We start from the raw sequence: 23,674 nt of genomic DNA, 5'->3' as shown, positions 1-23,674 counted from the left end.
CGTGGTCCGCGGTCCCCCGTTGTTGGTCCGCGGGGGCCGTCTTGGGCGGACCGGTTGGCGCGCGGTTCCTGTCGCTGCGGACCACGCCGGAGTGACGGTCCGGGTGGTTCTTGGTCCCCCGTTTCTGGTCCGCTGGTCCGCTGGGACCGGTCCCCGATGTTGGTCGGCGCGGTCATCGCACCCTGCCGCAGGGGCCGCCTGGCGGGCACGGTGCTCAGCCCCGGGCCAGATTTCTGGCCCGGGGCCGGCGGTGCCCGGAACGCAGAAAGGCCCCCGCTCCGTCCGGAATTAATCCGGCGGAGCGGGGGCCTCGGCTGTGCGGGTCGGTCCTACCTGCGGACCAGGGATGCGGGGTCGAACGCGATCGGGAACGGCTCGTCGATGTGCGCGACAGCGCCCGCCAGGAATGGCGGCAGGTCGGCGTACACGCCGTTGTGGAGGTGGCCGATCAGGAGCCGGGGAGCGGGCTCCAGCTCGATGCGCCAGTAGTGCTCGATGCCCGCCGCCGCGTACAGCGACGGCTTGAGCTTGCGGTCGGTGACCCGGGTCGACGGCGAGGCGATCTCCACCACCGCGAGGACGTGGCGGGCGGAGACGGCGACGCCCGACTCCTCGGCGGCGGCCACGTCGATGATGGCCAGGTCCGGGATCAGCAGCCCGTCGGGGACGATGACGTTGATCCCCTCGAAGACCTCGGCGTCGGAGCCGGCGGCCGCGGCGGCCCGCTCCAGCAGGTTGTGCAGCCGGTGCGAGGCGCGCTGGTGCGGCAGGCCGGGCGCGGGGCTCATCATCAGCTGCCCCCCGACCAGCTCGACGCGCTGCGTCCTGTCCTCGGGCAGGGCCAGGACGTCGTCCAGCGTCCAGGGCCCGGCGTGGCTGTAGGCGACACTCACGGTTCCTCTCACCTCCTCCCGGACTGGCTCCAGTGTGACCCGGCGCGGTGGCCGTTGTCTCTCCTGGAGCCGTCCGGCGTGGTCGGCAACGGTCAGGCGCGGAAGTCGGGCAGGCCGGTCACCAGTGGGCGCCCTCGTCGCCGATGAGCTTGGCGACCTGGTGCCCGGCGGAGGCGTTGATCTGCTGCACCGCGAGGGCGACGGCCTGCTTGGCGTCGTCGATCAGCAGCTCCTCGACCGGCCACGTTCCGGCGGGCTGGTGCAGGGTCCAGCCGTCCGCCGGCAGGCGCAGGGTCGCGGTCAGCAGCAGGGTGGGCTTCGACTCGTCCTCGGGGGCCTGCAGGGCTTGGGGGCCGTCGGAGTGCGAGTACCGGTCGGTCTCCCAGTCCCGCACGGTGTACGGCGGGCGCACGCCCTGGGCGAGCTGTCCGTGCTGGACGGGGGTCTCGATGACGACCACGAGGCGGCCGTCGTACTGGGACTGGACGAGCCGCACCGCGCCGAGGTCGGGGCGGACGCGGACGTAGCCGGGGGACATGATCGGCGGGGTGGCGATGGACCAGGCCCAGGCGAGGAAGGCGATCGGGTCCTTGCGGTCCTCCTCCCACAGTCCGTCGAGGTTCTGGGTGAGGTAGCGGCCGAAGCGGGAGTCGAGCGGGGCGCCGGTGTCGCCCATCTCGCGGTCGTAGTCGTCCGCGACGCGGACGAGGGTGGTGGCGGACCAGTCGGTCACGGGGGCTCCTCAAGAGGAGCGGGGCCGGTTTCGGCGGCCCCGCCGGAGGTCGATCGTGGTGGTCAGTGGCGGAAGACGGGGCCGAGCTCGCCGCGCACGAAGGCGCGGATGACCTCGGCAACCTGGGAGGCGCCGGCCTCGGTGGCCGGGGCGACGATCGACATGACGGAGGCGCCGTCCGCCGCGTACGAGAAGTTCCAGCCGCCGTCGCTGTGGATGCGGACCTCGACGTCGGCGTCGCCGTCGCGGCCGCCGCGCGGGGTGTCGGGGCCGCGGTCGACGATGACGCCCGGGCCGCTGAGCCGGGCGGTGAGCCCGATCTCTTCGGAGGTCAGGGCGCCGATCAGGTGGCCCTGCAGGGCGACGACCTTCGCGGGGGTGCGCACGGGGTCCGGGGCGCTCTCGTACTGGCGGGCGACGACGTCGAGCGTGCCGCCCGCGAGGTCGGTCGTCCAGCTCCACTCGGAGGAGGCGACGCCGTACTTCTCGCCGGTGGCCCACAGGCCGGTGAGCAGCTCGGCGGCGTGCTCCAGGACGCTGGGCACGTACAGGGCGCGGCGGCTCTTGGCGGCCTTCTCGACGGCGGCGTACGCCTCGGTGGAGAAGACCGGGCCGTCGGCGGTGGTGGTGTCGGTGGTGCTCATGCTTTCCTCTCGTTGAGCCCGGGGCCGGTTTCGGCGGCCCCGGGCTTCATGCTGTCGCCCCGTGGTGCCCCGGCGGGCTGGAATGCCGGGACGAACCCGTTGGGGGCGTTGGGTCTAACGGGTCTGATCCGGATGTACGGACGTGTCGAGGTGGTCCAGCGCGCGCTGCAGAAGGGGCCGGTGCGCGGCGTAGAGGGTGCTTCCGGCGGCGGTGATCGCGGCGTCGAGCTGGGCGAGGGTTCCGAACGGCCACCAGGCGACGGCGACGGCGTCGTCGCCCGCGACGGCGTCGACCTCGGCGGGGATCTCGTACAGGGCGGCGGTGCTGGCCACCCACGCGTGGTCGGAGGCGCGCCAGTCGTCGACGATGCCCCGGCTGAGGATGACCGGCTGGTGGTCGGAGAGGTCTACGCCGGCCTCCTCACGGAGTTCGCGGATCAGGGTCTCCGGTGCGGTCTCGCCCGGATCCACCATCCCGCCCGGGATCGCTTGCACCCCGATGTCGCTGCGGGTGATCAGCAGCACCTGCCGGTGTCGGCCACGGCCTGCGACGACGATCGGGTCGGCCGCGCGATTCTCCCCCCACAGGCCCAAGTTCCGGCCGACGCGGCCGGTGGGGCCGTCGGGGTGCATCGGCCAGCCGCGGGCGTCCAACTGGAACGGGACGAGCGCTGCGGCCCGGCGCGCGTCCCAGTCGGTCACGCCGTCCGGCGTCGGCGCGGCCTCCGCCCAGTCGGGCACGTGGTGGGCCAGGGCTGTCGGCCGGAGCTCGGGGGGCGTGATGTCCTCGGGCGTGTACTCGCTCATGTCTTGTCCTTCTCTTCGGGGTGGGCGGCGTCGATGCGGACGCCGGGCAGACGGGTGTCGATGGCGTGGCGCTGGCCGTCGTCGGTGATGACGAAGACGGTGAGGTGCTGGTGTCCGTCGGCCCCGCGGGTGAGCCAGGCGGTGTCGACGTCGGCCTCGAAGGTGACCTTCACGCGGCGGCCGCGCCGGGCGAGGGCGCGGTGGCGGGCCTCGTCGTCGTCGAGGGCCTGGAGGCGCGGGGCCGGCGGGGCGGGCAGCACGGTGACGGTGGTCGGGTGCAGGGTGCGGACCGGGGTCTCGCAGCTGCACGCCGCGTCGACCAGCGGCGGCGCCGACTTGTAGGCGGCGCGGCAGCGGCCGCAGTACCAGACCCGGCAGGTGCCGGGCCTGGCGCTGGCGGTCACGGGCCGGTGGGGGCGGCGAGGGCGGCCCGGGCCCGGTCGATGCGCTGGGCGGGGTAGTCGGAGGCATACCCGGCGGCCTCGTCGAGCTGTTCGGCGGCGTCGCCCTCGGGGAGGTCGCGGCTGGTGTCGGTGATGAGGTCACCGAGCAGGTGCAGGAGCCCGTCGTCCCCGCCGTCGGGGCGGTGCAGGGCGTCCAGGATGAGCTGGCGGTGCTGGGGCTGGAGGGGTCCGGCGGAGGCCTCGCGGTGGGCGTCGGCGAGGGCGTGGCGGGCCAGGTCCAGGAGGTGGGCCAGACGGCGGCCGGTCGAGTCGGGGCTGTGGGTCATCGCTGGTCGCCTCCGCGCGTGGTGAGCAGGACGGTGACGGCGGCGGCGCTGACGCCGATGATTCGGTGGAGGGACTCGTCGAGCTCCATCCACGCGGTCCCGGGTCCGTTGATCTCCGCGTGGACGCCGCCGTCGGGGTCGAGGCGGACGGCCTGGCAGTGGTCGATGTAGCCGCGCTTACCCGACCGGTCGGCCAGCCACAGCAGAAGTCCGCCCCTGTCGATCGCGGCGTGGGTCAGTCCGTTGATGGCGGCGCCGGCCAGGAGCGCGGTCGGGCTGACCCGGTAGCCGAACGCCCGGGTGAGGGCGAGGGCTACGCCGGTCTGGGTCGCGGTGTACTCGGCGGCATGGCGACTCGCGGCCCTCTTGCCTCGGGTGGAGGCGGTCGTGGTCGGCTCGCCGGTCCGGCCGTCGCCCTCCCGGGCGGTGGTGCCGTCCGCGTAGACGAGGTGCTGGCCGTAGAGCCGCTTGCAGCGGGCGACGGCCGAGTCCTGCCCCCAGTGGTCACAGAATCCGTGGACCGCTTCGAAGGAGGCGAGGAGGGCGCCGAAGAGGGCCAGGCGCTCGATGGCGGAGGCCGGGCGGCCGAGGGTGGCCGCGGCGCGGGTGAGGCGTAAGGCAGAGCGGATCATGCGGAGCTCTCCATGGGTCTGGTGCAGGCGGGAGGGGCTTGGGGTGGCCCGGCGGAGCCGGTGCTGCGCCGGGCCGGGTGTCAGCTGGTGCGGCGGCGGGGGCCGCCGGCGGTGCGGCGGTAGGGGACGCGGACGGTTCCGGTGACGCTGCTGGCGATCACGTCGATGTCCTCGTCCTGAGCCCCGTCGATGGCGGTCACGGTGATGGCGCCGGACACCGACTGGGCGGTGATGTCGCCGCCGGTCGTGGCGTAGACGGTGATGTCGCCGGAGATGGTGTGGAGCCGGGCGGTGCCGCCGAAGTCGCCGATGGTGACGTCGCCGGACACCGCGCTGACCTCGGCGAGGTCGGTGCGCCCGAGCCGGATGGTTCCGGCCTGCGTCTGGATGTGGAGGCTGGGCGAGTCGTACACGTCGATGGCGCCGGACTGGGTGGAGATGATGGCCTGCTCGACTCGGTCGTTGACGGCGACGTCACCGGACTGGGTGTTGGCGGCGACGGACGTGAGGAGGCCGGAGGCCCGGACGTCGGCGGAGTGGGTGCGGACCATGACCGAGCTGCCCTCGGGGACCACGGCCGCGATCTCGACCAGGGAGCTGTCGGTGCCCGCGATCGGGTGGGTGCCGCCGATGACGACTCCGCCGACGATGGTCTGGCTGATCACGCCGTAGTTGTTTCCGAAGACCTGCACGCCGCCGCCGGTCACGGCGCCGGTCTGGGTGCCGCTGCCCTCGACGTGTGCGACGACGGCTCCGCGGGCGTCCCAGTGGAGGCGGGCCTCGCGGACGGCGTCGGCGGCGGGGCCGGTCTCGTCGGCGGTGCGGATGGCGATCGTGGCGGCCGTGGCGGTGGCGTCGGCGCGGACGGTCACGGCGCCGCGGGTGCCCAGGAGGCTGGCGTCGATGGTGATCGGTCCGGTCTGCGGGGCGGTGAGGGTGCGCTCATGGGACATGCTGGTGATCTCCTCGGTTCTGTTCTGGACGGGGAGCCCCGGGCGGCCGTGCCTCTGGCCGATGCTGCGGCCGCCCGGGACCTGCGCCGGCCTACTGGTCGGCGGTGTAGCGGATGAGCTGCTTGCGGACGTGCTCGCGGCTGAAACCGAGGTGCGCGGCGATGGCGGCCTGGGTGAGGTTCTTCGCCTCCATCTCGGCCTTGACCGCTGCCCAGTAGGTGCGCTGGGCGGTCTCGACGGCCTGGTCCCGGGCGGCGGCCGCCTGGTCGAGGCGCTTCTTCGCGGCGGTGGTCTCGGGGGTATCGGGTCGGGTGGGGGTCATGGTGGTCGGGCTCCGTCTCGGGTGTGAGGGACGATGTGGCTGCCCCCTGCTCCGGGTTGGAGCGGGCTGGGACGCGGGGCGGTCGGCGTCAAGGTTGGTAGCCGGGTGGCCGACCGCCCCGTGCATCAGGTCCGCGGGCCGGTGCAGCCGTGGGCGTCGGGGTCTCCGAGGAGCCGCTCGGCGGTGTTGATGTCGTGGTCGGACCACCGGTCCGCGCGGATGGAGGTCCCGCAGGAGGCGCAGGACCAGGTACGGCCGCCGCGCAGTTGCCCGTTGATGCGGGCGGTGGTCTGGCGGAGGGCGTCGCCGAAGTACGTCTGGGCGACGATTCCGGCGGCGACGGCGAGGCCGCCCAGGAGGGCGAGCCGTCCGGCCTCGGGCCCGGAGTCGTGGAGGTAGGCGTTTCCGGCGAGCAGGGCGGCGACACCGGCGAGGATCGGGCTCACCAGCTCGGCGCCGATCACGGCGGCGTAGCGGATGCGCAGGCTGATGCTGCGGGGCGAGGGTGCCGGGGTGTTGGTGGTGATGACCTCGGTCATGGAGGGGGCCTTCCTGTTCGCGGGTCGGGCGGGATGGTCAGACGAGGGTGACGGCGAGGGCCAGGGCGAGGGCGCCGAGCGCGCCCGCCGTGGTGAAGATGGCGATCCGCAGGGCCCTCATCTTCTTGAGGGCGATCTTGGAGAGGGCCACGAGCCGCTCGGCGCCGCGGTCGACGGAGAGGTCGGCGGTCACCTCCTCGGGCGTGCAGGTGGCCCAGTGGAGGTAGGAGCCGCGGGTGTCCCCGCCGAGGCGGGGCAGGACGATCGCGAGCACCATGAGCATCGCGGCGGCCAGGCCGGCCACGCCGAGTCCGACGAGGACGGCGGCGGCGGCCGGGAGGTCGCGGCCGGGGACGGCGGCGATGAGGACCGCGAGCGGGATGCCCAGGACGGTGAGGAGCGCGCTGGCCTTGGCGTCGGTCCGGCCCATCTCGGCGATGACCTCGGTGCGGGCCTGCGTCAGGCGCGCGGTGGTGGTGTCGGCCGGGGTGGTGGAGGACTGCGTCATGGCGTTCGGCTCCTTCGTCTCGGTCTGTGCGGGCCGCTGCCCACACCCAAAGAATGCCAACTCACAGTTGGCATGTCAATAGAAAGTTGGCCAACTTCAAGTTGCCCAACATGAGTGAGCGGATCAGACCTGTTAGCCCCAATGGGGTCAACCGCGACGGAGCTGGGGTCACGCGTACTGCGGGGTGCTGGCGGGCAGGGCGCAGGCGCGGGCCAGGGTGGACCACAGCAGGTCGTCGCGTCCGTACTCGGGGTCGACGATGGTCAGCTGCGCGGCGCGCACGACGGCGGCGTGGGCGCCGGGGCCGATGAGGCGGCGGGGCCAGGTCGACTCGAGGACCTCGTACCCCTCGTGCACGCCGAAATCGGTGAGGGGGTGGCCGTCGAGGGTGGTGACGACGAAGCCGTCCGGGCAGGGTCCGGCCGCCACGACGGTGTGGAGGGCCACGCGCAGGCCTGCCTCGTCGGCGGCGGCGACCAGGCGGCGCAGGAGCACGATGTCGTCGACGAAGCCGCGGACGCCGGCGCGCTGGCGCCAGTGCCCGGTGGCGTCGCACTCGTCCAGGCCGGGCTGGGAGTCGACGGTGACCAGCCCGGCCCGGTTGAGTCCGGCCAGGACCGGAACCAGGTGTTCGGTCTCGGGGTCGGGCCCGTAGCGGGGGATGAGGCCGGGCGCGCTGGCAATGGCCCCGGTGAGCCACAGGACCATGCGGTCACCGAGGTCCTGCAGGGACTCAGCGCTGCGCCACAGGGTGCGGTCGGTGTGGCTCATCCAGGGCAGTCGGATCTTCACGGTGGTCGCCTTCCGTGGGGCGTTGGGAGTGTTGGTTCCAACAGGTCTGACCGGTGCTGGTCTGGGGTTCAGCTGTACGGGTCGCCCGGCTGGGCCGGGGCGGTGTCCTTGGTGCGCACGGGCGGGTTCCAGCGGGGGACCGCGTCCCGGTGGCCCCATTCGTGACCGCAGTCGGCGCACCACCACAGGCGGCCGCCGTCGTCCTTGTCCTGCCAGAGCAGGTCGCAGCCGTCGCAGCGGGGGCACCAGTGGCTCGGGGGCCGCGGGCGGCGCAGGGCCGCCCACCTCACGGGTTGATCTTCGAGACGGTGGAGGTGACGCCGTCGATGCCGTCCTGGATCTGGGGGGCCATGGTGGTGCCCGCGAGGAAGAAGCCGAACAGGACGGCGACCAGGGCGGCGGGCCACTTGAGGTGGCCGCCGCGGATGAGGACGACGAGCACGAGGGCCAGGAGCAGGACGAGGGAGAGCGAGAGCTGCACGGCAGCCTCCTTCGGTTCGGTGATGGCCGCCGCGCCCGCGCCGGGGGGAGCCCGGGCGGGCGCGGCGAGAGGGGTTGGACCTGTTGGGGCTAACAGGTCTTCGGGGTCTTCGCGAGAGGCCGTGGGGCTTCCGGAGTCAGCCCGCGATCATGTGGGCGGGGTGGCCGTGGAGCATGTGGTCCACGCACTCCGGGCAGTCCTCGCGGGGGCCGAGGTGCTTGTGCATCTCGCGGGAGTCGTAGGCGTGGCGCCAGCACTGCGCGCACTCGCCCCGGGGCGGGTTCAGGGCCGTCTTGCTCGGCATCGCGCTCTCCGTTCAGCGGGGTCGGTGGTGTGTGCGGGGCCGTGTTGGACCTGTTGGGGGCAACAGGTCCAACACGGGCTGAGCTGTGCTATTCGCCGTCGCCGGAGTCGCCTTCGCGCATCTTGCGCTCGTGGCGGCGAGATCCGTACGCGCCGGCCTCCTTGACCCCGTCGCGGGCCAGGCCGACGCCTTCCTTGCCGAGGTCGGCGGCGGATCCGACGATGCTGGCGGCCGATCCGGCGACCTGTCCGGCCGCGCCCGCGATCTGTCCGGCGGCTCCGGCGGTCGCGGCGATGGCGCCGAAGAAGGCGGTCATCGCGCCGCCCCCGCCGCGCGGCACCCGGGCCGGGGCGGCAGGGGCCGCGCCCTTGCCGTTCTTGGCGGCGGCGAACGCCTGGGCGGCCTTGCCGCCGCCGGCCTGCGCTCCGGCCGCCGGGGCGCCGAAGGAGATGATCTCCGCGTCGACGGCCTTGCCGGTGGGGAGCTTGCCGCGCACCCGGCCGGTCTTGTTCGGGGCGGCGAGCGCCTGGAGCTCCTCCTTGGTCACCTGGGCGACCTGGAAGACACACTCGGCGGGCTTGGCCTTACGGCCGTCGTCACCGACCGGGCGGTGGGTCTGCCCGCAGGTGCCCACCACCCCGGCCGGGGTGACGTACAGCTTGATGACCTTCGAGCCCCAGCCAGGCTTCGCCTCGGGGCATTCGACCCAGTGGCCGCCGAAGGAGGGCCGGCCCTTGAAGACGATCTGCAGTGCTCCGGCGGCCATCAGTTCTCCTTCCAGGTACCGGAGCCGGAGAAGGTGAAGGTGCCGGACTTCTTGCGGCGGCCGCCGACGAGCACGCGCAGGACGACCAGGGCGACGACGGCGACGCCGATGACCTTGAGGGCGGTCAGGGTGGCGGCCCACACGCCCGCGGCCGCCGCGCTGATGCCCGCGCCGACGGCCGGGCCGTAGATCGCGGCACCGGCGGCGATGGCGCCGCCCCCGGCGAGGTAGACGGCGGCCTTGAGCTTGCGGGTGTTGGCGGTGAGCCAGTCCGGCAGGCTGCGCCGCCCGGCGCCCTCCGTCTCCGCCCGGGCCGGGGTGCCGGCGGGTGTGAGGGGGGCGAGGGGGACGATCTCGTACTCGACGCGGCTGCCGCCGTCCGGGGTGGTGTGGTGGACGGTCTTGAGGGTGTAGCCGGGGGGCGGGACCGGCACGGTGGGGGCGGCCGGGGCGGCGGCCGCGCGCGGGGTGGGCTCGAAGGCGGATTCGAGGAGCTTGGCCTCGTCCAGGAGCTGGCGGACCTTCGCGGCGGCGGTCGGGTCGACGGTGGTCTCGGTCATGGGCTTGGCTCCTTCGGTCCGGGCGGAGGCGGGGGCGGAACGGTCGGCGGTGGGCATGATCGGCGGGGCTCCCTCGCGTGATCGTTTTGCGGTGGTTTGTGGATGTGTCATGGGATGCGACGCGATACGTCGTCGCAGGTCAGCGCTTGCGACGGGGTTGCGATGAGGGGTTCTGCGATGCGACGCCGTCGCATGATCGGCGGCGGCGTCGCATCGGCGTCTCATGTGCTGACCAGGCATGACGCATCGCGTCGCATGGCCGTCGCATGGGTCATTCCGGGGCAATCCCGGCGGCTTCGCGGACCTCGGCGAGGTAGTAGCCGCGGCCCCGTCCGCCCTTCGTCCACCCCTTGGCGATGAGCTCGCGGCCGGTTCCCTCCAGGGCCCGGGCGATCTCCTCGGCGAGCTTCTTGCCGCCCTGGCGGCCGTACGCGTCGACGGCTGCCTTGGCGTCCTCGGGGCTGGTGTCCTCGGTCGGCTCGTCGAGTCCGAGCGCCTCGTAGCTGAAGGTGTCCGGGTCCATCGCGGCCAGGTACGCCAGCAGGTCCTGCGTGCTCATGCGCTCGGGGTTCTCGGCCTTGGTGAACGCGTCGAGCAGCAGGGTGAGGACCGTGGTCCGCTCGAGCACGGCGGTCCCTGCCAGGGGACCGGGGCGGCCGGAGCCGTTGGGGCCACCGCCGCTCGACGACAGACCGGTGGCGGCCCGCAGGTAGTCCTCGATGGGGTCGGTGAACTGTCCCGGGGCCCGTCCGAGTTCTTCGCGCAGGGCACGCCCGGCGGCGATGATGTCGGCCGCGCCGTCGTATTCCTCATCCTCGATGAAGAAACTGCGGATCAGCTCGCCCGGGGCACCGTCGATATCGACGATCGCGCCGCCAGGAATCGACTCGGGGATTTCATGCGCCCGCAGACCTGCGCCGGTAGCGCCGTCCTTGAGAATCGCATTGGTCTGGATCGGCCCGCCGGTGCGAGTAGCGACCCGCGCACCCGAGTTGGACTTGAAGCCACGGGGAATGGTGTTCGCGTCCGGGTCCTGGGTGACGACCGCGACCGTGATGTTCAGGGCGGCGGCGAACGCGGCCAGTTCCTCCAGCAGCTCGGCGATCCGGTCGGCCGCCTTGATGGTGCGCCCTCCCTCCTCGCGGTCGTCGGTCGGGTCGGGAATCCGCAGCGAGGAATTCGCGTACTGCTTGAATTCGTCGATGATGAGGATTTCCAGCGGGAACTGGTCCAGGTCCCGCTCACCGAATTTGGCGCGGGCCTGGTCCTCCAGGATTTCCTCACGCCGGTACGCCTCGGCAAGCAGCGCTTCCAGAAGGGCGATCAGGCGCTCGGGCCGCCGGCCGAAGAACGTCGCGCAGACCGGGGCGTATCCGCGGTGCTCGCCCGGCTTGGCCCCGGCTACCAGCCGCAGGTTCACGCGCGGGTCCAGGCCCAGCCCGCACAGCAGGTTGCGCAGCAACATGCCCTTGCCGGTGCGGCTCATCCCGCCCAGCAGCGCCATGACGTGCCGGAGCTTGAGGTAGATCGGCAGGCCGCGCCGGTTGAAGCCGATCAAAATTCCGCGCTTCCACACGTCGGTGCGCTCGGGGCTCTCCACCAGCGGGGAGGTGCGGGGCGTGGCGAAGGGGTCTGCGGTGCAGTACCAGAAGGACACGCGGTTGGCGGAGCCGTCCTTGCGGATGTCGAGCCAGCGCTCCTCGACGTCGAGCGCGCCCGCGATGGCCTCCTTCTTGGCCATGAGCTGGGAGAACGTGACGTCCTTGGGGAGCCTGAACCGTGCTTCCACGCCGTTGATCTCGGCGGCGCGGATCGGCTCGACGAGGAGGATCTCCTGGTCGTCCTTGAGGACCTTCGCCGTGCGCAGGACCTTGTTCAGCATGTCGTCGGTGAGCGGGGGGTGCTCGCCACCGGCGCTGTCGGGCAGGGCGAACACCTGGGAGAGGGCCGCGTCGGGGTTGCGGCGCTTGTGCTCGCGCAGGCCCATGGCGGACAGGATGCCCAGCATGAGCACCGCGGCCGGGGAGGAGGCGAGCAGGCCGTAGACGTCTGCGACGGCGACGGCGGCCGCGATGACGGTGAGCACCGCGGTGGTCGCGCCGACGAGCATCGCCTCGCGGCGACGGCCCCGGGCGGTCTCGTTCCGCTCCTCGCGCAGCGCGGCGACGATGTCGGGGTTGAGGTTCTTGCGGCGGGCCGTGTCGACCATGTCCGCGTATTCCTGGGCGGTGTAGTAGTGCCAGGAGTCGCGGGCGCCGGCCATCACGCCGAGGCCGGAGAGCTTCGACAGCCGCCAGGCGTAGACGTGGGTGTGTCCGGCGTGCCGGGCCAGGCCGTGCAGGAACACCTTCTTGCGGTGGGCCCACACGCCGGAGTCGAAGGTGCCGGTGGGGAAGGCGTCCTGCCACGTCCAGCCGTCGGAGGAAGGCCGGGGGGCCGGAACGGCGGCGGCGCCGTGCTCCTGGTCGTCGTCCTCGAAGACGAGGCCGCCGGCCACCGTCCCGGCGGGCGGCACGGGCACGGGGATCTCGTGCGCGCTGCCGGTGGTGGCGTCCGCCATCCCCGCCCGGGTCTCGCGGACCGAGGCGCGGGCCGACTTCTCCAGCCGGTCGAGGTGCGCGGGGTCGTCGGCGAACAGGCTGGAGAGGTCGTCGGGGATCCGCTCGTCGCCGGGGCCGCCGGGTGCGGACTCGGGGGAGATGTCGGTCATGCTGAAAGCTCCTCGCTCTCTGGTTCTTGGGGGGTGGGGGTACGCGGGGCCCGGCGCCGGCAAGCTGCGGGCCCCGCGGTCGACTACTTCGCCTTGAGGGCGGCCTTCTCGGCTGCGGCCTTCGCCTTCGCGGCTTCCTTCGCGGCCTTGATCTTGCGGCGGGCCGCGTTCTCCTTCTGGGCGCGGGCCATGGCCGCCATCGCCTGGGGGCCGTAGAGCCCGGCGAGGATCAGGCCGCCGCCGGTGAGCAGGGCCGTGAGCCAGGTGAAGGTGAGCATCGGCGTGATGCCGGGGATGCCGCGCCAGATGGCGACGAAGGCGGCGGCGGGGACGAGCACCGCGAGGCGCCAGGGCATCCGGCGGGCGGGCTTGGCTGCGGAAGCGCTCACTGGGCGAGCTCCTTCGGGGTGGTGTTCGTGGCGTGGTGTGCGGCGGGCGGATGGGCCAGCGCGCCGCAGGTGGGGCAGGGGGCCAGCGGGCGGCCCGCGACCAGGTGGCGGACCTGGGTCATCCAGGGCTCCGGGAGGACGAGCACCGCTCCGGCGGCCAGCAGGCCGAAGACGATCGCGGCGGACATCGCCGCCGAGGAGCTGGTGTCGAACGGGAGGGTGTAGCCGTGCCGCCAGGCCCAGCCGCCGGCCGCCGACCCGGCCCACAGGGCGAGCAGCATGTGGACCATGCCGACGGCGAGGGAGGCGGCGTAGCGGGCGCCTCGGGTGATGCGCTGCTTCATGTGCGGTCCCTTCCGGGATTCGGGCGCGTACGGCTCAGGCCGCGTCACGCTGCTGCTCAAGGTGGGTTAGACCCGTTGGGCCTAACAGGTCCGACGGGAAGAGGGTGTTCTCATCCGAGAGGAGCGCCTCCTTGTTGCGGGCGGCGCGCTCCTTATCGGCCTTGTTGCGGCGGCGGACGAAGCAGCCGCGGCACAGGACCATGACCTCCGAGGCGGGCAGGCCGATCGCGTCCCGGTCGGAGACCTCGGGGTCGCGGGGCGCCACCACGAGCGGGGAGCGGTACGCCTCCCGCTCGTAGCAGCGCTGGCCGCTGGAGTGGAACTTGGCCGGGCCGAGTCCGCAGTTCCCGGGCTGCTGCAGGTCGCACTCGCAGTGCCCGCCACTGCGTCCCACGGCCGCCTCGTAGACGGTTCCGGCTAAGGCTGCGGGAACCGTCATCGCCTGATTCCCCTCTCGGCCAGGACCTGGGTCAGGTACTCCCGGGCGGTTCCCGGGCGGCACCCGAGGTGCCGGGCCATCTGCCGGTTCGAGGGGTGGCGGCGCAGGTTCCTGCCCTCGAGGGCCGCCTGCTCGACGAGCGCGCGGGCCTTGTCGAGCCGGTCGTCCGCGACCTGTTCCCGGACCTGCTCCTGTGCCTCGTCCGGCTGCGTCCCGTCCTCATCCTCGGATGCGTCCGGGGAGGGGTCGGGAAGCGGCTCCTGCCCTTGCGGGAAGCGGGTTGTGGCCGTTTCGCTTCCCGGTTCCTGGCAGGGCCGCCAGGCGGGCAGCGGGTGCACCGGGACACGGTGGGCGATCCACTGCCCGTCGAGTCCGGGAACCGCGAGCGCGACTGGGAGGTACGGAGCCGGGATCAGCTCCGGCGCGGCCTCGGACGCGAGTTCGGGAACCGTTTCCGGCTCCGGCTCGACGGCGGCGGGAACCACCACCGCCGGGGCGGGCGCGGTGCGCGAGAACCGGGTGCGTCCGTCCCAGGCTTCGGCCTGGGTGCGCTTGAAGGCCGCCCGGCGCGAGGCGCGGATCTCCCGGATCGACGGCTCACCGGGAGCCGCCCCGTTCGCCCGCTGCCACACCATCGCGTACGCCTCCGGCAGGCTCAGGCCGGTGTTGTCGACGACGCGGCGGGCGCGGCGGACGAGGACCGGGTGCCGGCGGGCGAGCCGCTTCCACCGGGTCGTCTCCTCGGCGCTGCGCCCGGAGATCGCCGCCCGCTTCGAGCGCATGACGATCCACCACAGGACCAGGCCGAGCATGGAGGCGCCCGCGTACAGGACCGCCCGGTAGAGCGCCTTGTCCGCGCCGTCCTCGACGCCGGCGATGTAGTGCCCGGCCGCGTTGATGGCGGCCGCGCCGGTTGCGGTGGCCCAGGTGGCCCGCATGAGCCAGCCGTGCGGGCGGCGCTGCTCGATCGCCTGGGCGGTCAGGCCGGCGAGGGTCAGCGTCATGCCCTCGGTGAGGATCGGGACTCCGCCGGACGCCCAGCCCATCCCGGCGGCGAGCGCGGCGTCGGCCTGCCCGGAGGCGCCGACGGCGAGGGAGACCAGGACCACCGGCAGGCCCCACAGGGGCATGTGGTGGGAGAGCTTCTCGCGCAGCTCGACCAGGCGGCCCGCCCGCTCCTTGCGGCGCTTGGCCCGCAGCTTCTGCCGCTCGGCCTTCTTCTGGAGCGCGAGGCCGACCTTCGCGTTCTTGGCCTCGGTCTTCATCCGCCGCTTGTGCTCGCGGTCGCGGCGCCGCTCCTCGGCGGCCTCGCGCCGGTCGGCGCGGTCCTCGGTGCGGCGGGCCTGCAGGTGGGCCCGCTTCTCCTCGCCCCGGCTGCCCGGGATCGGGGCCGTCCCGAAGGGCGGCACCTCCTGGTCCTGGCCGTTGACGGGGGTGTCGGTGCTGTACATCGTCATCGGCTGACGACCTCCTTTCGGATCGGGGCGGGGATGAGGTGGAAGACGGCGGCGGCCCGCAGGGCGGCGCGGTACGCGCGGCGCAGCGGCCGGCCCCGGCGGGCGTGGGAGACCTTGGCGGCCGGGCGGTCCACGCCGAGCTCGGCGAGCACCGTGTAGGAGTCGAAGTCGGCGGCGGTCCAGTCGTTGCGGGGGCCGCGGCGGAACTTCAGGCTGGCGGCGCTCATGCGGCCGCTCCCTTCGTCTCGGTGGAGGCCTCACCGGCGAGGCCGGGGCCGTGGGGGTCGATGCAGAGCACGTCGGCGTAGCGGAGCAGCAGGGCGCCGACGTCGACGATCGAGCCGACCGGGTCGCTGGCGGACAGGGCGTGCGCGATCTTGGCGGCGACTTCCGCGACCGCCGCCCGGTGCAGGGCGAACGCCAGGGACTCTGCGGTCAGCGCGGTCGCGGCGGTGTCGGTGTCCTTCATCGCCGTGCCGCGCTGGGCACGGACGGTCTCCAGCGCGCCGGTCAGCTCCTGGATCCGCTCGGCCTCTGCCAGACGCTCCGCGTCCGGGCGCTCCACCCTCTCCAGCAGGTCTTCGATCTCCTGCGCGTTGGGCGGGGCGGCCAGCCGCGGCGGGGTGGCCCGCTCGATCATCCAGCCCAGCGGCTCGGGGGCGGGGTCCGGAACAGGGCCCCACCCGCGGTCGGCAAACGGGGTGGAGGCCATCGCGGCCGCCCGGTCCCGGTAGATCCCCTCGACCCGGCCCTTGTGCAGGACCACGTCGAGCGGCGCCTCGGCCTTCTCGCCCGCGTAGTCGAGGGCGCGGAACAGCAGGCCGGTCAGCCGAATGAGGTCGTGGTTGCGGGTCTCGGCGGCGGCCAGCTCGGTGCGGACCCCGCCGAGTTCCTCCTCCAGGTCCCGGTTCTTCTCGTCCTGGGTGTCCAGGTCTCCCCGGAACGCCTCGACCGCGCCTTCGGCTTCTTCGAGCTGCTCCTCCAAGACGGAGGCGAGGGCCGCGCCCTCCTGGAGGGTGCGCAGGTTCTTGGTACGGATCATCCGGATCATGCGGCAGACTCCCGGGTCTCGGAGGGGGCGGCGGCGGGCGGGGCGTTGCGGAAGTGGTGCTCTACCAGGCGATGCAGCAGGCGGGCGGTCACGGCGAGCGCGGCCAGCCAGAACACGGCCTTGGTGACGGCGGCGACGGCGGTGACCAGCGCGGTCAGCGCGTCGAGGAGGACCGTCCCGGAGCCGTAGGCCAAGACCGCGAGCAGCGGCACCAGGAGCAGGAGCATCTGCGACGGCATCCGGCCCGTGATCTCCAGGCCGGAGCGGAACAGGTCGCGTAAGGCGGAGGCAGTGCGCGTCATGCCGGCACCCCGATCCACCGGGCGGCGGCGACCTTCTCGGACGCCTCCTCCCACTCGGCGGCCGCGCGGAGCCGGGTGATCGTCTGCGTGTCGCGGACCGTCCACTCCTCCGGGCGGGAGCTGACGCGCTCCAGGACGTGGGCCAGGAGCTCGCGGGTGGTGTTCGTCATCAGGCCACCGCCCCGAGGTCGAGGTCGAGCAGGCCGGCGGCGAGCTCCAGCTCGCCGAGCTCGCGCAGCTGCTCGGCGACGGCCAGGCCGCGGCTGTGGATCGCCTCGAAGGAGACGAAGCCGGTGTCGACCATGTCGGCGAGGGCGTCCTCGCGGGCCCGGCGGGCGGCGGCGCCCTCGATGCCGACGGGCGGACCGAGGACCAGGGCGACGTCGATGCCGAGGATCTGCGAGGCGTCGTCGCGGAGCTTGAGGGCGGCGGCGAGGGTGCCGGCGGCGGGGTTGGGGATACTGATCATTGCGGGTCCACTCCTCTGTCGAGCTGGATTCCGAAGTGGCCCCGGGGGTGTTCGAGCACCTGTTCCGGGGCCGCGCCCGTTCCGGGCGGCGGGGTAGTCGTTGGCGGCCAGACGGCCACGGCCACGGCACATCCCGTACGGGCGATGCGCCGGGCCGAATCTGTCTGGACGTTCACCTCGCGCTGGCGGCCCACATGGCCATCTGACCTGCGCAAAGGGTGGATCTGTTCCTCGTTGCACGCTGTTGAGTTCTTCTCCCGGTACGCCAGCTCGGTACAGCTCCGAGGCGGTCCGACGTCGCCGTTTTCGGCATGGAGGTGCCGTCCGCAGCCGCCTGGTTTTCAGCGACTGCGCTGGTACAAGAAGTGCTTTGACGTGCAGGTACAGCGCACTCAACCGATTCGGTTAAGGCCGCTTAACCTGGCGACATCGAAACCATAGGGCGGACCCGCCGAAGCGTCAAGCACCTTGAACAGTTACGGTTAAGTGCGCTAAACAAGACCCTACGAAGGGAGGCACGAATGGATCAGGAACAGCTTGATGCGGCTCTCGATGCCGCGTTGTCCCAGCTCAAGGAACTGCCCGACCCTCTTGAGCGGGCGAAGTCCGCCCACAGCCTTACCGGTCGGGTGCAGGACTACGGCAACGAGCTTCAGGCCGTCCGCAACGAAGCCATGAATGAAGCCCTGCGCGTGGGCAACCTGAACAGCACCCAGTTGGCGACGGAGCTCGGCATCAGCAAAGCCCGCGTCAGTCAGCTGGCCAAGGGCTCTCCCCCCGAACGCCTCTTCCTCGGTTCCGGCACGGTCATCGTGGCCTTGGCCGAGAAGCTGGAGGACGGGAAGGAGAAGGCTGTCCAGGGCCCGGTGATCGCAACGCCGGATGTTCAGACGTACGGAAAGCTGAGCGCGCTCGCCGAAGACGTCGGCCTGGCCTGCACCCTGGAGCCGATCCCGGTAGGTGGCAACGTCCGCCTCAACCGGAACAACCTCGTCGTGATCTGCGGTCCCCGACTGTCTCCGCTCCTGGAGCAGATCCTCGAGGGCGACCCTCATCTGCGCTTCGCCAAGGACGCTCAGGGCTGGCATCTGACCGACCGGACCAGCGGAAAGACCTACCGCTCGCCGATGGACAGCGGGGAGAACAGCGACGTCGCCTACTTCGGCCGGCTGCCGCGCCCCGACGGCCAGGGCACGTTCCTGTACGTGGCGGGCATCCACGCCATCGGTTCCGGCGGCGTGATCCACTGGCTGACCCAGGAGCTGGCCAACGTGCACAGCGAACTCCGGGCCAAGCGGTTCTCCACGCTGATCTCCAGCCGCTTCGACCCGGAGACGGGGGAGATCCTCGCGAGCGAGCGCATCACGCCCTTCTACCGCCCAGAAGGGGCCTGACATGCAGATCACCACGGCGTCATCCAAGGGTGTGGGGGACGAGAACGAGGACGGCGTCTTCACAGGCCCCAGCGGTGTCGTGGTGCTTGACGGGCTGTCCGCACCGAAGGACTTGCCGATGGCTTGCTGCCACGGCACGCCCTGGCTCGTCCGGCAGCTCGGCGCGCGCTTGGTCGCCCTGATGGGAGACGACGAACAGCCGCTCGCCGAGGCGCTCCGGACCGCGATCGAAGACGTCAACGCGATGCACTCGGACACCTGCGCTCTCGACCAGGAGGCAGTCCCCGCGGCCACCGTCGTCATGCTGCGTCAGCGCCAGGGCGTCCTCGACTACCTCGTCTTGTCGGACTCCGTGCTGGTGCTGGACACGGCCGGGATGGTCAAGGCCGTGGCGGACACCAGCGTCGAGGACGTCGCGGGGGAAGAGATGGCAGCAGCACTGGCCGGCCCGGCGGGCACCCCCGAACGTGCTGCTCGGGTCTCTGAACTGGTGGCCGTCCAGCGCAGTCTTCGAAACAGCCCCGGCGGCTACTGGGTCGCATCAACCGATCCGACAGCTGCGGACCACGCCATCACGGGCAGCATCCCGGTTGCTGAAGTCCGACGAGCCGCACTGCTGTCAGACGGTGCTAGCCGTCTCGCCGATACCTTCCACCAACTGTCCTGGGAGGAGCTGCTCGACGTGCTGGACGGGGCCGGGCCGGCCGCGCTCATTTCCAGGACTCGATCCGCCGAGGCGTCCGACGCGGATGGCACCCGCTGGGCCAGGTTCAAGGTGAGCGACGACGCGACGGCGGCCTACATCACCTTCGACGAAGCCCGACACACCCAGAGTTCGCCCGCTGACCACGATCGGGTCGGCTGAGGAGGATGATGGGCCCGCAAAACGCGAACAGGCCCCCGTGGGGGCCTGTCGGTCGCAACGTCGGTGTGTGGAAGCCCGACGTGCGCGATCAAGCACCTGAATCGGAGGTGCCTGCGATGGCAGGCTACGCGTACCCGCACGCGAACACGCGCACGTTGGGCTCGGCGACACGCCGTCGGCCCGCCCTGCGGGACGCCCACGCAAGTTCGCGCCCGGCAGACGGGACAGCGGCACCAAAGCGCGGCTCGGCAAGTTACAACAGGTTGACGGCCGTGCATGATCGCGGTCAGGCCTGCTTCTACCACGGACTTCCCGGTCAGCCCAACCGGCGAACGGACTCGACGATGGACCCGTAAAAACAGACGATGACCGCCGCCCTGTGTCCAGCAGGGTGACGGCCATCGACCTCCATGCACCACGACTCGTAACAGGCGCCCTGAGAAGCCGCTAATCCTCGAGTCGTACGTCGGCGGTAACGCCGGGTACCAAGTCCAAGGGACCCGGCTACCACTACCAGAGTATCCGGGAAACCGGGTTCTACGCAGCACCGCTCGTAGACCCGTCCGGGTACCTGTTGGTGAACCCCCGACGTGCGGCTCTCCACCGAATCGGAGAGAACGCCCCCCATGCACCGCCCCCTCCGGCCCGCCTCCGCGGAGCCCGCGACAGTAACCGTCGCGGCCGCGTACGAAGGCGCCGTGATGACTACGAACTACACCCTGAGTCGCCCGCTGACCTGCTCTGAGCAGGGTGTCCGCTTTGGCGCATACAACGGCCCGGTGACTACGAACCTGCTCGACAGCACGACCTTCACCGCCGCGCCGGCCGCCGGGGCGGTGGCCCGATGACTGCTCCCGTCATGGACGAGAACGCCGAGAACATCGAGTTCGTCGGCGACATCACCGACTACTGGTCTTACACCCAGGTCCGTGACTGGGTGCTCCTGGTGCCCGGCATCACCCGGACCGCCCTCCACCTGTACCTGCTGCTGCGGGCGATGGTCTCCGAGACGGCACGGCGGACCGGCGGTGGCCTGCGCCGGATGTCGGTGGACCAGCTGTGCTACCTGCTACCCGGCATCAACGACAAGCCCTGCAGCCCGACCATGGTCAAGGACGCCCTGCGCCTGCTCGCAGAACACGACCTGGTCGTGAACCCCGACGGCGACGAACGGCTGGTCACCTCGACCGGCAAGGGCGGCATCCAGAACTCCTTCCGCAAGTACCAGGTCAACGACCTGCCGCCGGACGCGTACGTGGGCTGGCGGAACGTGTGGGACAAGCTCGACGCCTACACCCCCGACTGGCGGGAGAACCCTCCGCAGCCCCCGCTCCACACCCGGACCGACGACGGCAAGGTGCGGCGGACCTCCAACCAGCCGCAGCCCGCTGCCGCGCCGGCCCCTGCGGCCGGGGCAGAGCAGCCCGCGGCCCCGGCCGGGCCCGGTACCGCCGAAGGAGAGGACACGGCAGGACCTGCGGCGCCCAAGAGCCGTCGGTCCGCACCCGCCGCGAAGCCGCCGTCCCCTAAGGCCGCACCGAAGAAGCAGGCGAAGAAGGCGGCCGCGCCCGCGCCCGCGCCCGCCACCGACCCCAATGCTGACGTCTCGGCAACCGCCCCCGTGGTGGCGGCCTGGGCCAGCGGCATGACGGCCAGCGGCCACCCGTACCTGCCCAAGCGCGCGGCCGCCATCGGCGCCGAGGCCGCCGATCTCCTGGCCGCTGGCGCGGACATGGACCACCTGTGCCGACTGGCCGAGTGGATGGGCCGGGTGAAGCCGAGCTGGAAGAGCATCGAGGACGCGATGACCTGGCCCGAGGCCCCACAGGCGTCGGTCCCGAAGCAGCGCTCCGGCCCGGCGATGTGCGAGCGGCATCCCGCGTTCGAGGAGGGCGACTGCTCGCCGTGCCGTCTCGCCGAGCGCGAACGTCGCCAGCGCCAGGAGTCCGAACCCGCCTCCGTCAACGGCGCCGACCTGCTGGCCCGGCTCCGCGCCGGTCAGCCCGCGTGACCCGTACCCGTAGTTCCGCACATGCCTGTGGCGGCCACTCCCGCGAAGAACCGGCCGCCACAGAAGACCTCACCAAGGAGATCCGTATGACCATCGTCGCACCCCACGCCGCTCCTGACGACGAGTACCCCCGTCCTCGCCGGGAGGGGTTCGAGCTCGTTCCGCCGCACAACCTCGACGCGGAAATGTCCGCGCTCGGCGGGCAGCTGCTGAGCAAGGACGCGATCGGCGAGGTTCTCGAAACCCCGATGCAGCAGCGGGACTACTACCGCCCCTCCCACGAGATGATCCAGGCCGCGATCCTGTACCTGTACGGCAAGGGCGAGCCGGTCGACCCAATCACCGTCGGCGCCGAGCTCACCCGGCGCGGTGACATCAACAAGGTCGGCGGCGCCTCCTACCTGCACGCCCTGGTCCAGGCCGTGCCGACGGCCGCGAACTCCGCCTACTACGCCGAGATCGTCCACGAGAACGCCGTCCTGCGCCGCCTGGTCCAGGCCGGGACGAAGATCACGCAGCTCGGCTACTCCGGCGTCGGCCAGCTCGACGAGGTCCGCAGCTCCGTCGAGGCCGAGGTCCTCGACGCCCTGGCGACCCGGGAGCAGACCGCCGGCTACGCCTACGTCCGCGAGGACGTGCCCTCCTTCTGGGACGAACTCGACGCCCGGATGAAGGGCACGGACAAGATCGACGGCATCCCCACCGGCCTGGCTGACCTGGACAGTCTGACCAACGGCTTCCAGCCCGGTCAGTTCATCGTCATCGGCGCGCGCCCGGCGATGGGCAAGTCCACCCTCGCCCTGGACATGGCCCGGGCCGCGGCGGTCCGCTACGGCAACACCGTGGCCTTCTTCTCGCTGGAGATGGGCCGCTCCGAGATCATGCAGCGGCTCTACAGCGCCGAGGCCCGCGTCGCCCTGCACCACATCCGCGCGGGCACGGTCACCGAGGACGACCTGAACCGGCTGGCCCGACGCACGCCCGCCATCGACGCGGCCCCGCTGATCGTGGACGACTCCCCGAACCTGTCGCTGACCGAGATCCGCTCGCGGGCCCGCCGGATGAAGCAGAGCAAGGGCGGCCTGGACCTGCTGATCGTGGACTACCTCCAGCTGATGAAGTCCGGCGGCATGGGGCGCCCGGAGAACCGCCAGCAAGAGGTCTCCGACATGTCCCGCAACCTCAAGCTGCTGGCCAAGGAGCTGGAGATCCCGGTCATTGCGCTGTCCCAGCTCAACCGCGGGCCCGAGCAGCGCACCGACAAGAAGCCGCAGATCGGCGAACTGCGCGAGTCCGGCTCCATCGAGCAGGACGCGGACATGGTGATCCTGCTGCACCGCGAGGACGCGTACGAGAAGGAGTCGCCCCGCTCGGGCGAGGCGGACCTGATCGTGGCCAAGCACCGCAACGGGCCCACGGCCACGATCAGCGTGGCCTTCCAGGGCCACTACAGCCGGTTCGTCGACATGGCGAACACCTGATCGGCCTGTGACCTGACTGTTTTCCCACCCTGGGGTGGCCGCACCGGGGCGGCCACCCCTTCGTCGAAAGGACGTCCTCCGAGATGGAGTGGACCGAGCAGTCGCCCGCGCTCACGATGGCGGAGCTCCTCGCCAGGAGCGGGGAAGCGCCGGCGCACAGCCTCGGGCACCGCCCGGGTCTTCCGACCGGGCTGCGGGGGCTCGATGCCGTGATGGTCGGGCTGGAGCCGGGCACACTGACGGTCCTTGCGTCCCGGCCCGGCCTGGGCCGCAGCACCCTGCTGCAGAACATCTGCCAGTGGAACGCCGGCGGCACGCTCACGGGCCGGGACCAGGAGCGTGTGGTGGTGCCCGTGCTGCTCGCGTCGGCGGAGCAGAGCGCGGAGCAGATCATGGTGCGCGCGCTGGTCACGGCCGGGCGGGTGGCGAGGGACCACGTCCGGACGGGCCAGCTCGTGGGGGAAGACGTCCGCCGGCTGGAGCGTGCGCGCTCGATCCTCGAGGCGGCCCCGCTGTACGTCCTGGCGCCGGCCCTGCTGGCGGACGGCCAGCTGGTGGAGCACGCCCGGCGCCTGGTGCACGAGCACCAGGTCCAGCTGGTCGGGGTGGACGGGCTGGACGCCGTGGGGCAGAGCTTCTCCCCGGGTCAGGCGGCCCGCGCCCTCAAGGCTCTGGCCCGTGAGCTGGCCGTCCCGATCGTCGTCACCGCCCCGCTCGGCGCCGTCTCGCGGCGGCCGCACTGGATGCCGGCCTTGGAGGACCTGGACGACGAGGTCGCCTTCACCGCGGACACTGCGGTCCTGGTCCACCGCGAGGACGCGTACGACCCGACGTCCCGGCCCTCGGAGGCCGACCTCGTCATCGCGAAGGCGCGCAGCTCCCGGACCGCCATCGCGCCCGACGTCGCCTTCCAGGTCCACTACGCGCGCTTCACCGACATCGTGTCCGCGTGAGCCCGCGACAGTGTCCGCTCCGTCTGCAACAGTGCCGTCCGTAGTCACACACCGGCCCCGCCCCCGGCGCACTCCCGCGCTGGGGGCGGCGTCGTTCGCGGCGTCCAGGCCGGGCAGCTCCACGGTGCTGGTCGGATTTCCGACC

General features: G+C 72.2%; 33 protein-coding genes. 6 read left to right on the top strand and 27 right to left on the bottom strand.

Annotation, left to right across the window (positions count from 1 at the left end; translation table 11 throughout):
- Positions 1-329: 329 nt before the first annotated feature.
- The 27 genes from ACFWUZ_RS32000 to ACFWUZ_RS31870 form a co-directional block, all read right to left on the bottom strand.
- Complete coding sequence (locus ACFWUZ_RS32000; protein WP_384380830.1) at positions 330-893, bottom strand: Uma2 family endonuclease; 564 nt, start codon at positions 891-893, stop codon at positions 330-332.
- A 118-nt stretch (positions 894-1,011) separates the two neighbouring features.
- Positions 1,012-1,626: a hypothetical protein gene (locus ACFWUZ_RS31995; RefSeq protein WP_384380827.1), complete on the bottom strand. Its 615-nt coding sequence runs from the start codon at positions 1,624-1,626 to the stop codon at positions 1,012-1,014.
- Positions 1,627-1,688: 62 nt separating this feature from the next.
- Complete coding sequence (locus ACFWUZ_RS31990; RefSeq protein WP_384380823.1) at positions 1,689-2,270, bottom strand: hypothetical protein; 582 nt, start codon at positions 2,268-2,270, stop codon at positions 1,689-1,691.
- Between the two features lie 114 nt (positions 2,271-2,384).
- Positions 2,385-3,077, bottom strand: a complete 693-nt coding sequence (locus tag ACFWUZ_RS31985) for an NUDIX domain-containing protein (RefSeq protein ID WP_384380820.1) — start codon at positions 3,075-3,077, stop codon at positions 2,385-2,387.
- Positions 3,074-3,481, bottom strand: coding sequence for a hypothetical protein (locus tag ACFWUZ_RS31980; RefSeq protein ID WP_384380817.1), 408 nt, complete (start codon positions 3,479-3,481; stop codon positions 3,074-3,076). Before ACFWUZ_RS31980 ends, ACFWUZ_RS31985 begins: the two co-directional genes overlap by 4 nt.
- Entirely contained in the window at positions 3,478-3,807 is a 330-nt protein-coding gene (locus ACFWUZ_RS31975; RefSeq protein ID WP_384380814.1) for a hypothetical protein, read from the bottom strand. Before ACFWUZ_RS31975 ends, ACFWUZ_RS31980 begins: the two co-directional genes overlap by 4 nt.
- Positions 3,804-4,439, bottom strand: a complete 636-nt coding sequence (locus ACFWUZ_RS31970; protein WP_384380811.1) for a hypothetical protein — start codon at positions 4,437-4,439, stop codon at positions 3,804-3,806. The genes ACFWUZ_RS31975 and ACFWUZ_RS31970 overlap by 4 nt, the downstream gene beginning before the upstream one ends.
- Positions 4,440-4,519: 80 nt before the next feature.
- Positions 4,520-5,392, bottom strand: a complete 873-nt coding sequence (locus ACFWUZ_RS31965; RefSeq protein WP_384380808.1) for a DUF4097 family beta strand repeat-containing protein — start codon at positions 5,390-5,392, stop codon at positions 4,520-4,522.
- A gap of 91 nt (positions 5,393-5,483) precedes the next feature.
- Positions 5,484-5,714 (bottom strand): hypothetical protein, encoded by a 231-nt coding sequence (locus tag ACFWUZ_RS31960; protein WP_384380805.1) that lies wholly within the window; start codon positions 5,712-5,714, stop codon positions 5,484-5,486.
- Between the two features lie 125 nt (positions 5,715-5,839).
- Positions 5,840-6,253, bottom strand: a complete 414-nt coding sequence (locus tag ACFWUZ_RS31955; RefSeq protein ID WP_384380802.1) for a hypothetical protein — start codon at positions 6,251-6,253, stop codon at positions 5,840-5,842.
- 37 nt (positions 6,254-6,290) lie between these two features.
- Positions 6,291-6,761, bottom strand: a complete 471-nt coding sequence (locus tag ACFWUZ_RS31950) for a Pycsar system effector family protein (protein WP_384380799.1) — start codon at positions 6,759-6,761, stop codon at positions 6,291-6,293.
- A gap of 168 nt (positions 6,762-6,929) precedes the next feature.
- On the bottom strand, positions 6,930-7,553 hold the full coding sequence (locus ACFWUZ_RS31945; protein ID WP_384380795.1) for a DUF6919 domain-containing protein: 624 nt from the start codon (positions 7,551-7,553) through the stop codon (positions 6,930-6,932).
- Between the two features lie 68 nt (positions 7,554-7,621).
- Entirely contained in the window at positions 7,622-7,843 is a 222-nt protein-coding gene (locus ACFWUZ_RS31940) for a hypothetical protein (RefSeq protein ID WP_384380792.1), read from the bottom strand.
- Positions 7,840-8,034 (bottom strand): hypothetical protein, encoded by a 195-nt coding sequence (locus ACFWUZ_RS31935; RefSeq protein ID WP_384380789.1) that lies wholly within the window; start codon positions 8,032-8,034, stop codon positions 7,840-7,842. Before ACFWUZ_RS31935 ends, ACFWUZ_RS31940 begins: the two co-directional genes overlap by 4 nt.
- Positions 8,035-8,170: 136 nt before the next feature.
- A complete protein-coding gene (locus ACFWUZ_RS31930) occupies positions 8,171-8,338 on the bottom strand; it encodes a pRL2-8 (protein ID WP_384380786.1) in 168 nt (55 codons plus the stop codon).
- Positions 8,339-8,426: 88 nt separating this feature from the next.
- On the bottom strand, positions 8,427-9,104 hold the full coding sequence (locus tag ACFWUZ_RS31925; protein ID WP_384380783.1) for a hypothetical protein: 678 nt from the start codon (positions 9,102-9,104) through the stop codon (positions 8,427-8,429).
- Complete coding sequence (locus ACFWUZ_RS31920; protein ID WP_384380780.1) at positions 9,104-9,664, bottom strand: hypothetical protein; 561 nt, start codon at positions 9,662-9,664, stop codon at positions 9,104-9,106. Before ACFWUZ_RS31920 ends, ACFWUZ_RS31925 begins: the two co-directional genes overlap by 1 nt.
- A gap of 271 nt (positions 9,665-9,935) precedes the next feature.
- On the bottom strand, positions 9,936-12,374 hold the full coding sequence (locus ACFWUZ_RS31915; RefSeq protein WP_384380777.1) for a hypothetical protein: 2,439 nt from the start codon (positions 12,372-12,374) through the stop codon (positions 9,936-9,938).
- Between the two features lie 83 nt (positions 12,375-12,457).
- Positions 12,458-12,763 (bottom strand): hypothetical protein, encoded by a 306-nt coding sequence (locus ACFWUZ_RS31910; protein ID WP_384380774.1) that lies wholly within the window; start codon positions 12,761-12,763, stop codon positions 12,458-12,460.
- Positions 12,760-13,107, bottom strand: coding sequence for a hypothetical protein (locus ACFWUZ_RS31905; protein ID WP_384380771.1), 348 nt, complete (start codon positions 13,105-13,107; stop codon positions 12,760-12,762). Before ACFWUZ_RS31905 ends, ACFWUZ_RS31910 begins: the two co-directional genes overlap by 4 nt.
- A 34-nt stretch (positions 13,108-13,141) precedes the next feature.
- Entirely contained in the window at positions 13,142-13,546 is a 405-nt protein-coding gene (locus ACFWUZ_RS31900; RefSeq protein WP_384380767.1) for a hypothetical protein, read from the bottom strand.
- Positions 13,543-15,003 (bottom strand): hypothetical protein, encoded by a 1,461-nt coding sequence (locus ACFWUZ_RS31895; RefSeq protein ID WP_384380764.1) that lies wholly within the window; start codon positions 15,001-15,003, stop codon positions 13,543-13,545. The genes ACFWUZ_RS31900 and ACFWUZ_RS31895 overlap by 4 nt, the downstream gene beginning before the upstream one ends.
- Entirely contained in the window at positions 15,000-15,230 is a 231-nt protein-coding gene (locus ACFWUZ_RS31890) for a hypothetical protein (protein WP_384380761.1), read from the bottom strand. Before ACFWUZ_RS31890 ends, ACFWUZ_RS31895 begins: the two co-directional genes overlap by 4 nt.
- A complete protein-coding gene (locus tag ACFWUZ_RS31885; RefSeq protein ID WP_384380758.1) occupies positions 15,227-16,054 on the bottom strand; it encodes a hypothetical protein in 828 nt (275 codons plus the stop codon). Before ACFWUZ_RS31885 ends, ACFWUZ_RS31890 begins: the two co-directional genes overlap by 4 nt.
- Positions 16,051-16,356: a hypothetical protein gene (locus ACFWUZ_RS31880; protein ID WP_384380755.1), complete on the bottom strand. Its 306-nt coding sequence runs from the start codon at positions 16,354-16,356 to the stop codon at positions 16,051-16,053. Before ACFWUZ_RS31880 ends, ACFWUZ_RS31885 begins: the two co-directional genes overlap by 4 nt.
- On the bottom strand, positions 16,353-16,526 hold the full coding sequence (locus ACFWUZ_RS31875) for a hypothetical protein (RefSeq protein ID WP_384380752.1): 174 nt from the start codon (positions 16,524-16,526) through the stop codon (positions 16,353-16,355). Before ACFWUZ_RS31875 ends, ACFWUZ_RS31880 begins: the two co-directional genes overlap by 4 nt.
- The gene (locus ACFWUZ_RS31870) at positions 16,526-16,825 is read right to left on the bottom strand and encodes a hypothetical protein (RefSeq protein ID WP_384380749.1); all 300 of its coding nucleotides are present in this window, start codon (positions 16,823-16,825) and stop codon (positions 16,526-16,528) included. Before ACFWUZ_RS31870 ends, ACFWUZ_RS31875 begins: the two co-directional genes overlap by 1 nt.
- A 521-nt stretch (positions 16,826-17,346) precedes the next feature.
- Here ACFWUZ_RS31870 and ACFWUZ_RS31865 point away from each other — a divergent pair.
- The 6 genes from ACFWUZ_RS31865 (at position 17,347) to ACFWUZ_RS31840 (ending at position 23,529) form a co-directional block, all read left to right on the top strand.
- Positions 17,347-18,219: a sigma-70 family RNA polymerase sigma factor gene (locus ACFWUZ_RS31865; protein WP_384380746.1), complete on the top strand. Its 873-nt coding sequence runs from the start codon at positions 17,347-17,349 to the stop codon at positions 18,217-18,219.
- Position 18,220: 1 nt separating this feature from the next.
- A complete protein-coding gene (locus tag ACFWUZ_RS31860) occupies positions 18,221-19,084 on the top strand; it encodes a hypothetical protein (RefSeq protein WP_384380743.1) in 864 nt (287 codons plus the stop codon).
- A gap of 701 nt (positions 19,085-19,785) precedes the next feature.
- Positions 19,786-19,932, top strand: coding sequence for a hypothetical protein (locus tag ACFWUZ_RS31855; RefSeq protein ID WP_384380740.1), 147 nt, complete (start codon positions 19,786-19,788; stop codon positions 19,930-19,932).
- Entirely contained in the window at positions 19,929-21,095 is a 1,167-nt protein-coding gene (locus ACFWUZ_RS31850) for a hypothetical protein (protein ID WP_384380737.1), read from the top strand. Before ACFWUZ_RS31855 ends, ACFWUZ_RS31850 begins: the two co-directional genes overlap by 4 nt.
- 86 nt (positions 21,096-21,181) lie before the next feature.
- Positions 21,182-22,576 (top strand): replicative DNA helicase, encoded by a 1,395-nt coding sequence (dnaB, locus tag ACFWUZ_RS31845; RefSeq protein WP_384380734.1) that lies wholly within the window; start codon positions 21,182-21,184, stop codon positions 22,574-22,576.
- A gap of 83 nt (positions 22,577-22,659) precedes the next feature.
- Positions 22,660-23,529 (top strand): DnaB-like helicase C-terminal domain-containing protein, encoded by an 870-nt coding sequence (locus ACFWUZ_RS31840; protein ID WP_384380731.1) that lies wholly within the window; start codon positions 22,660-22,662, stop codon positions 23,527-23,529.
- Positions 23,530-23,674 lie beyond the last annotated feature (145 nt).

It is taken from the genome of Streptomyces sp. NPDC058646 (assembly GCF_042716875.1).
Classification (GTDB): domain Bacteria; phylum Actinomycetota; class Actinomycetes; order Streptomycetales; family Streptomycetaceae; genus Streptomyces.
Note: the sequence above shows the minus strand (reverse complement) of the source record. Positions and strands in the feature narration are given on the sequence as shown.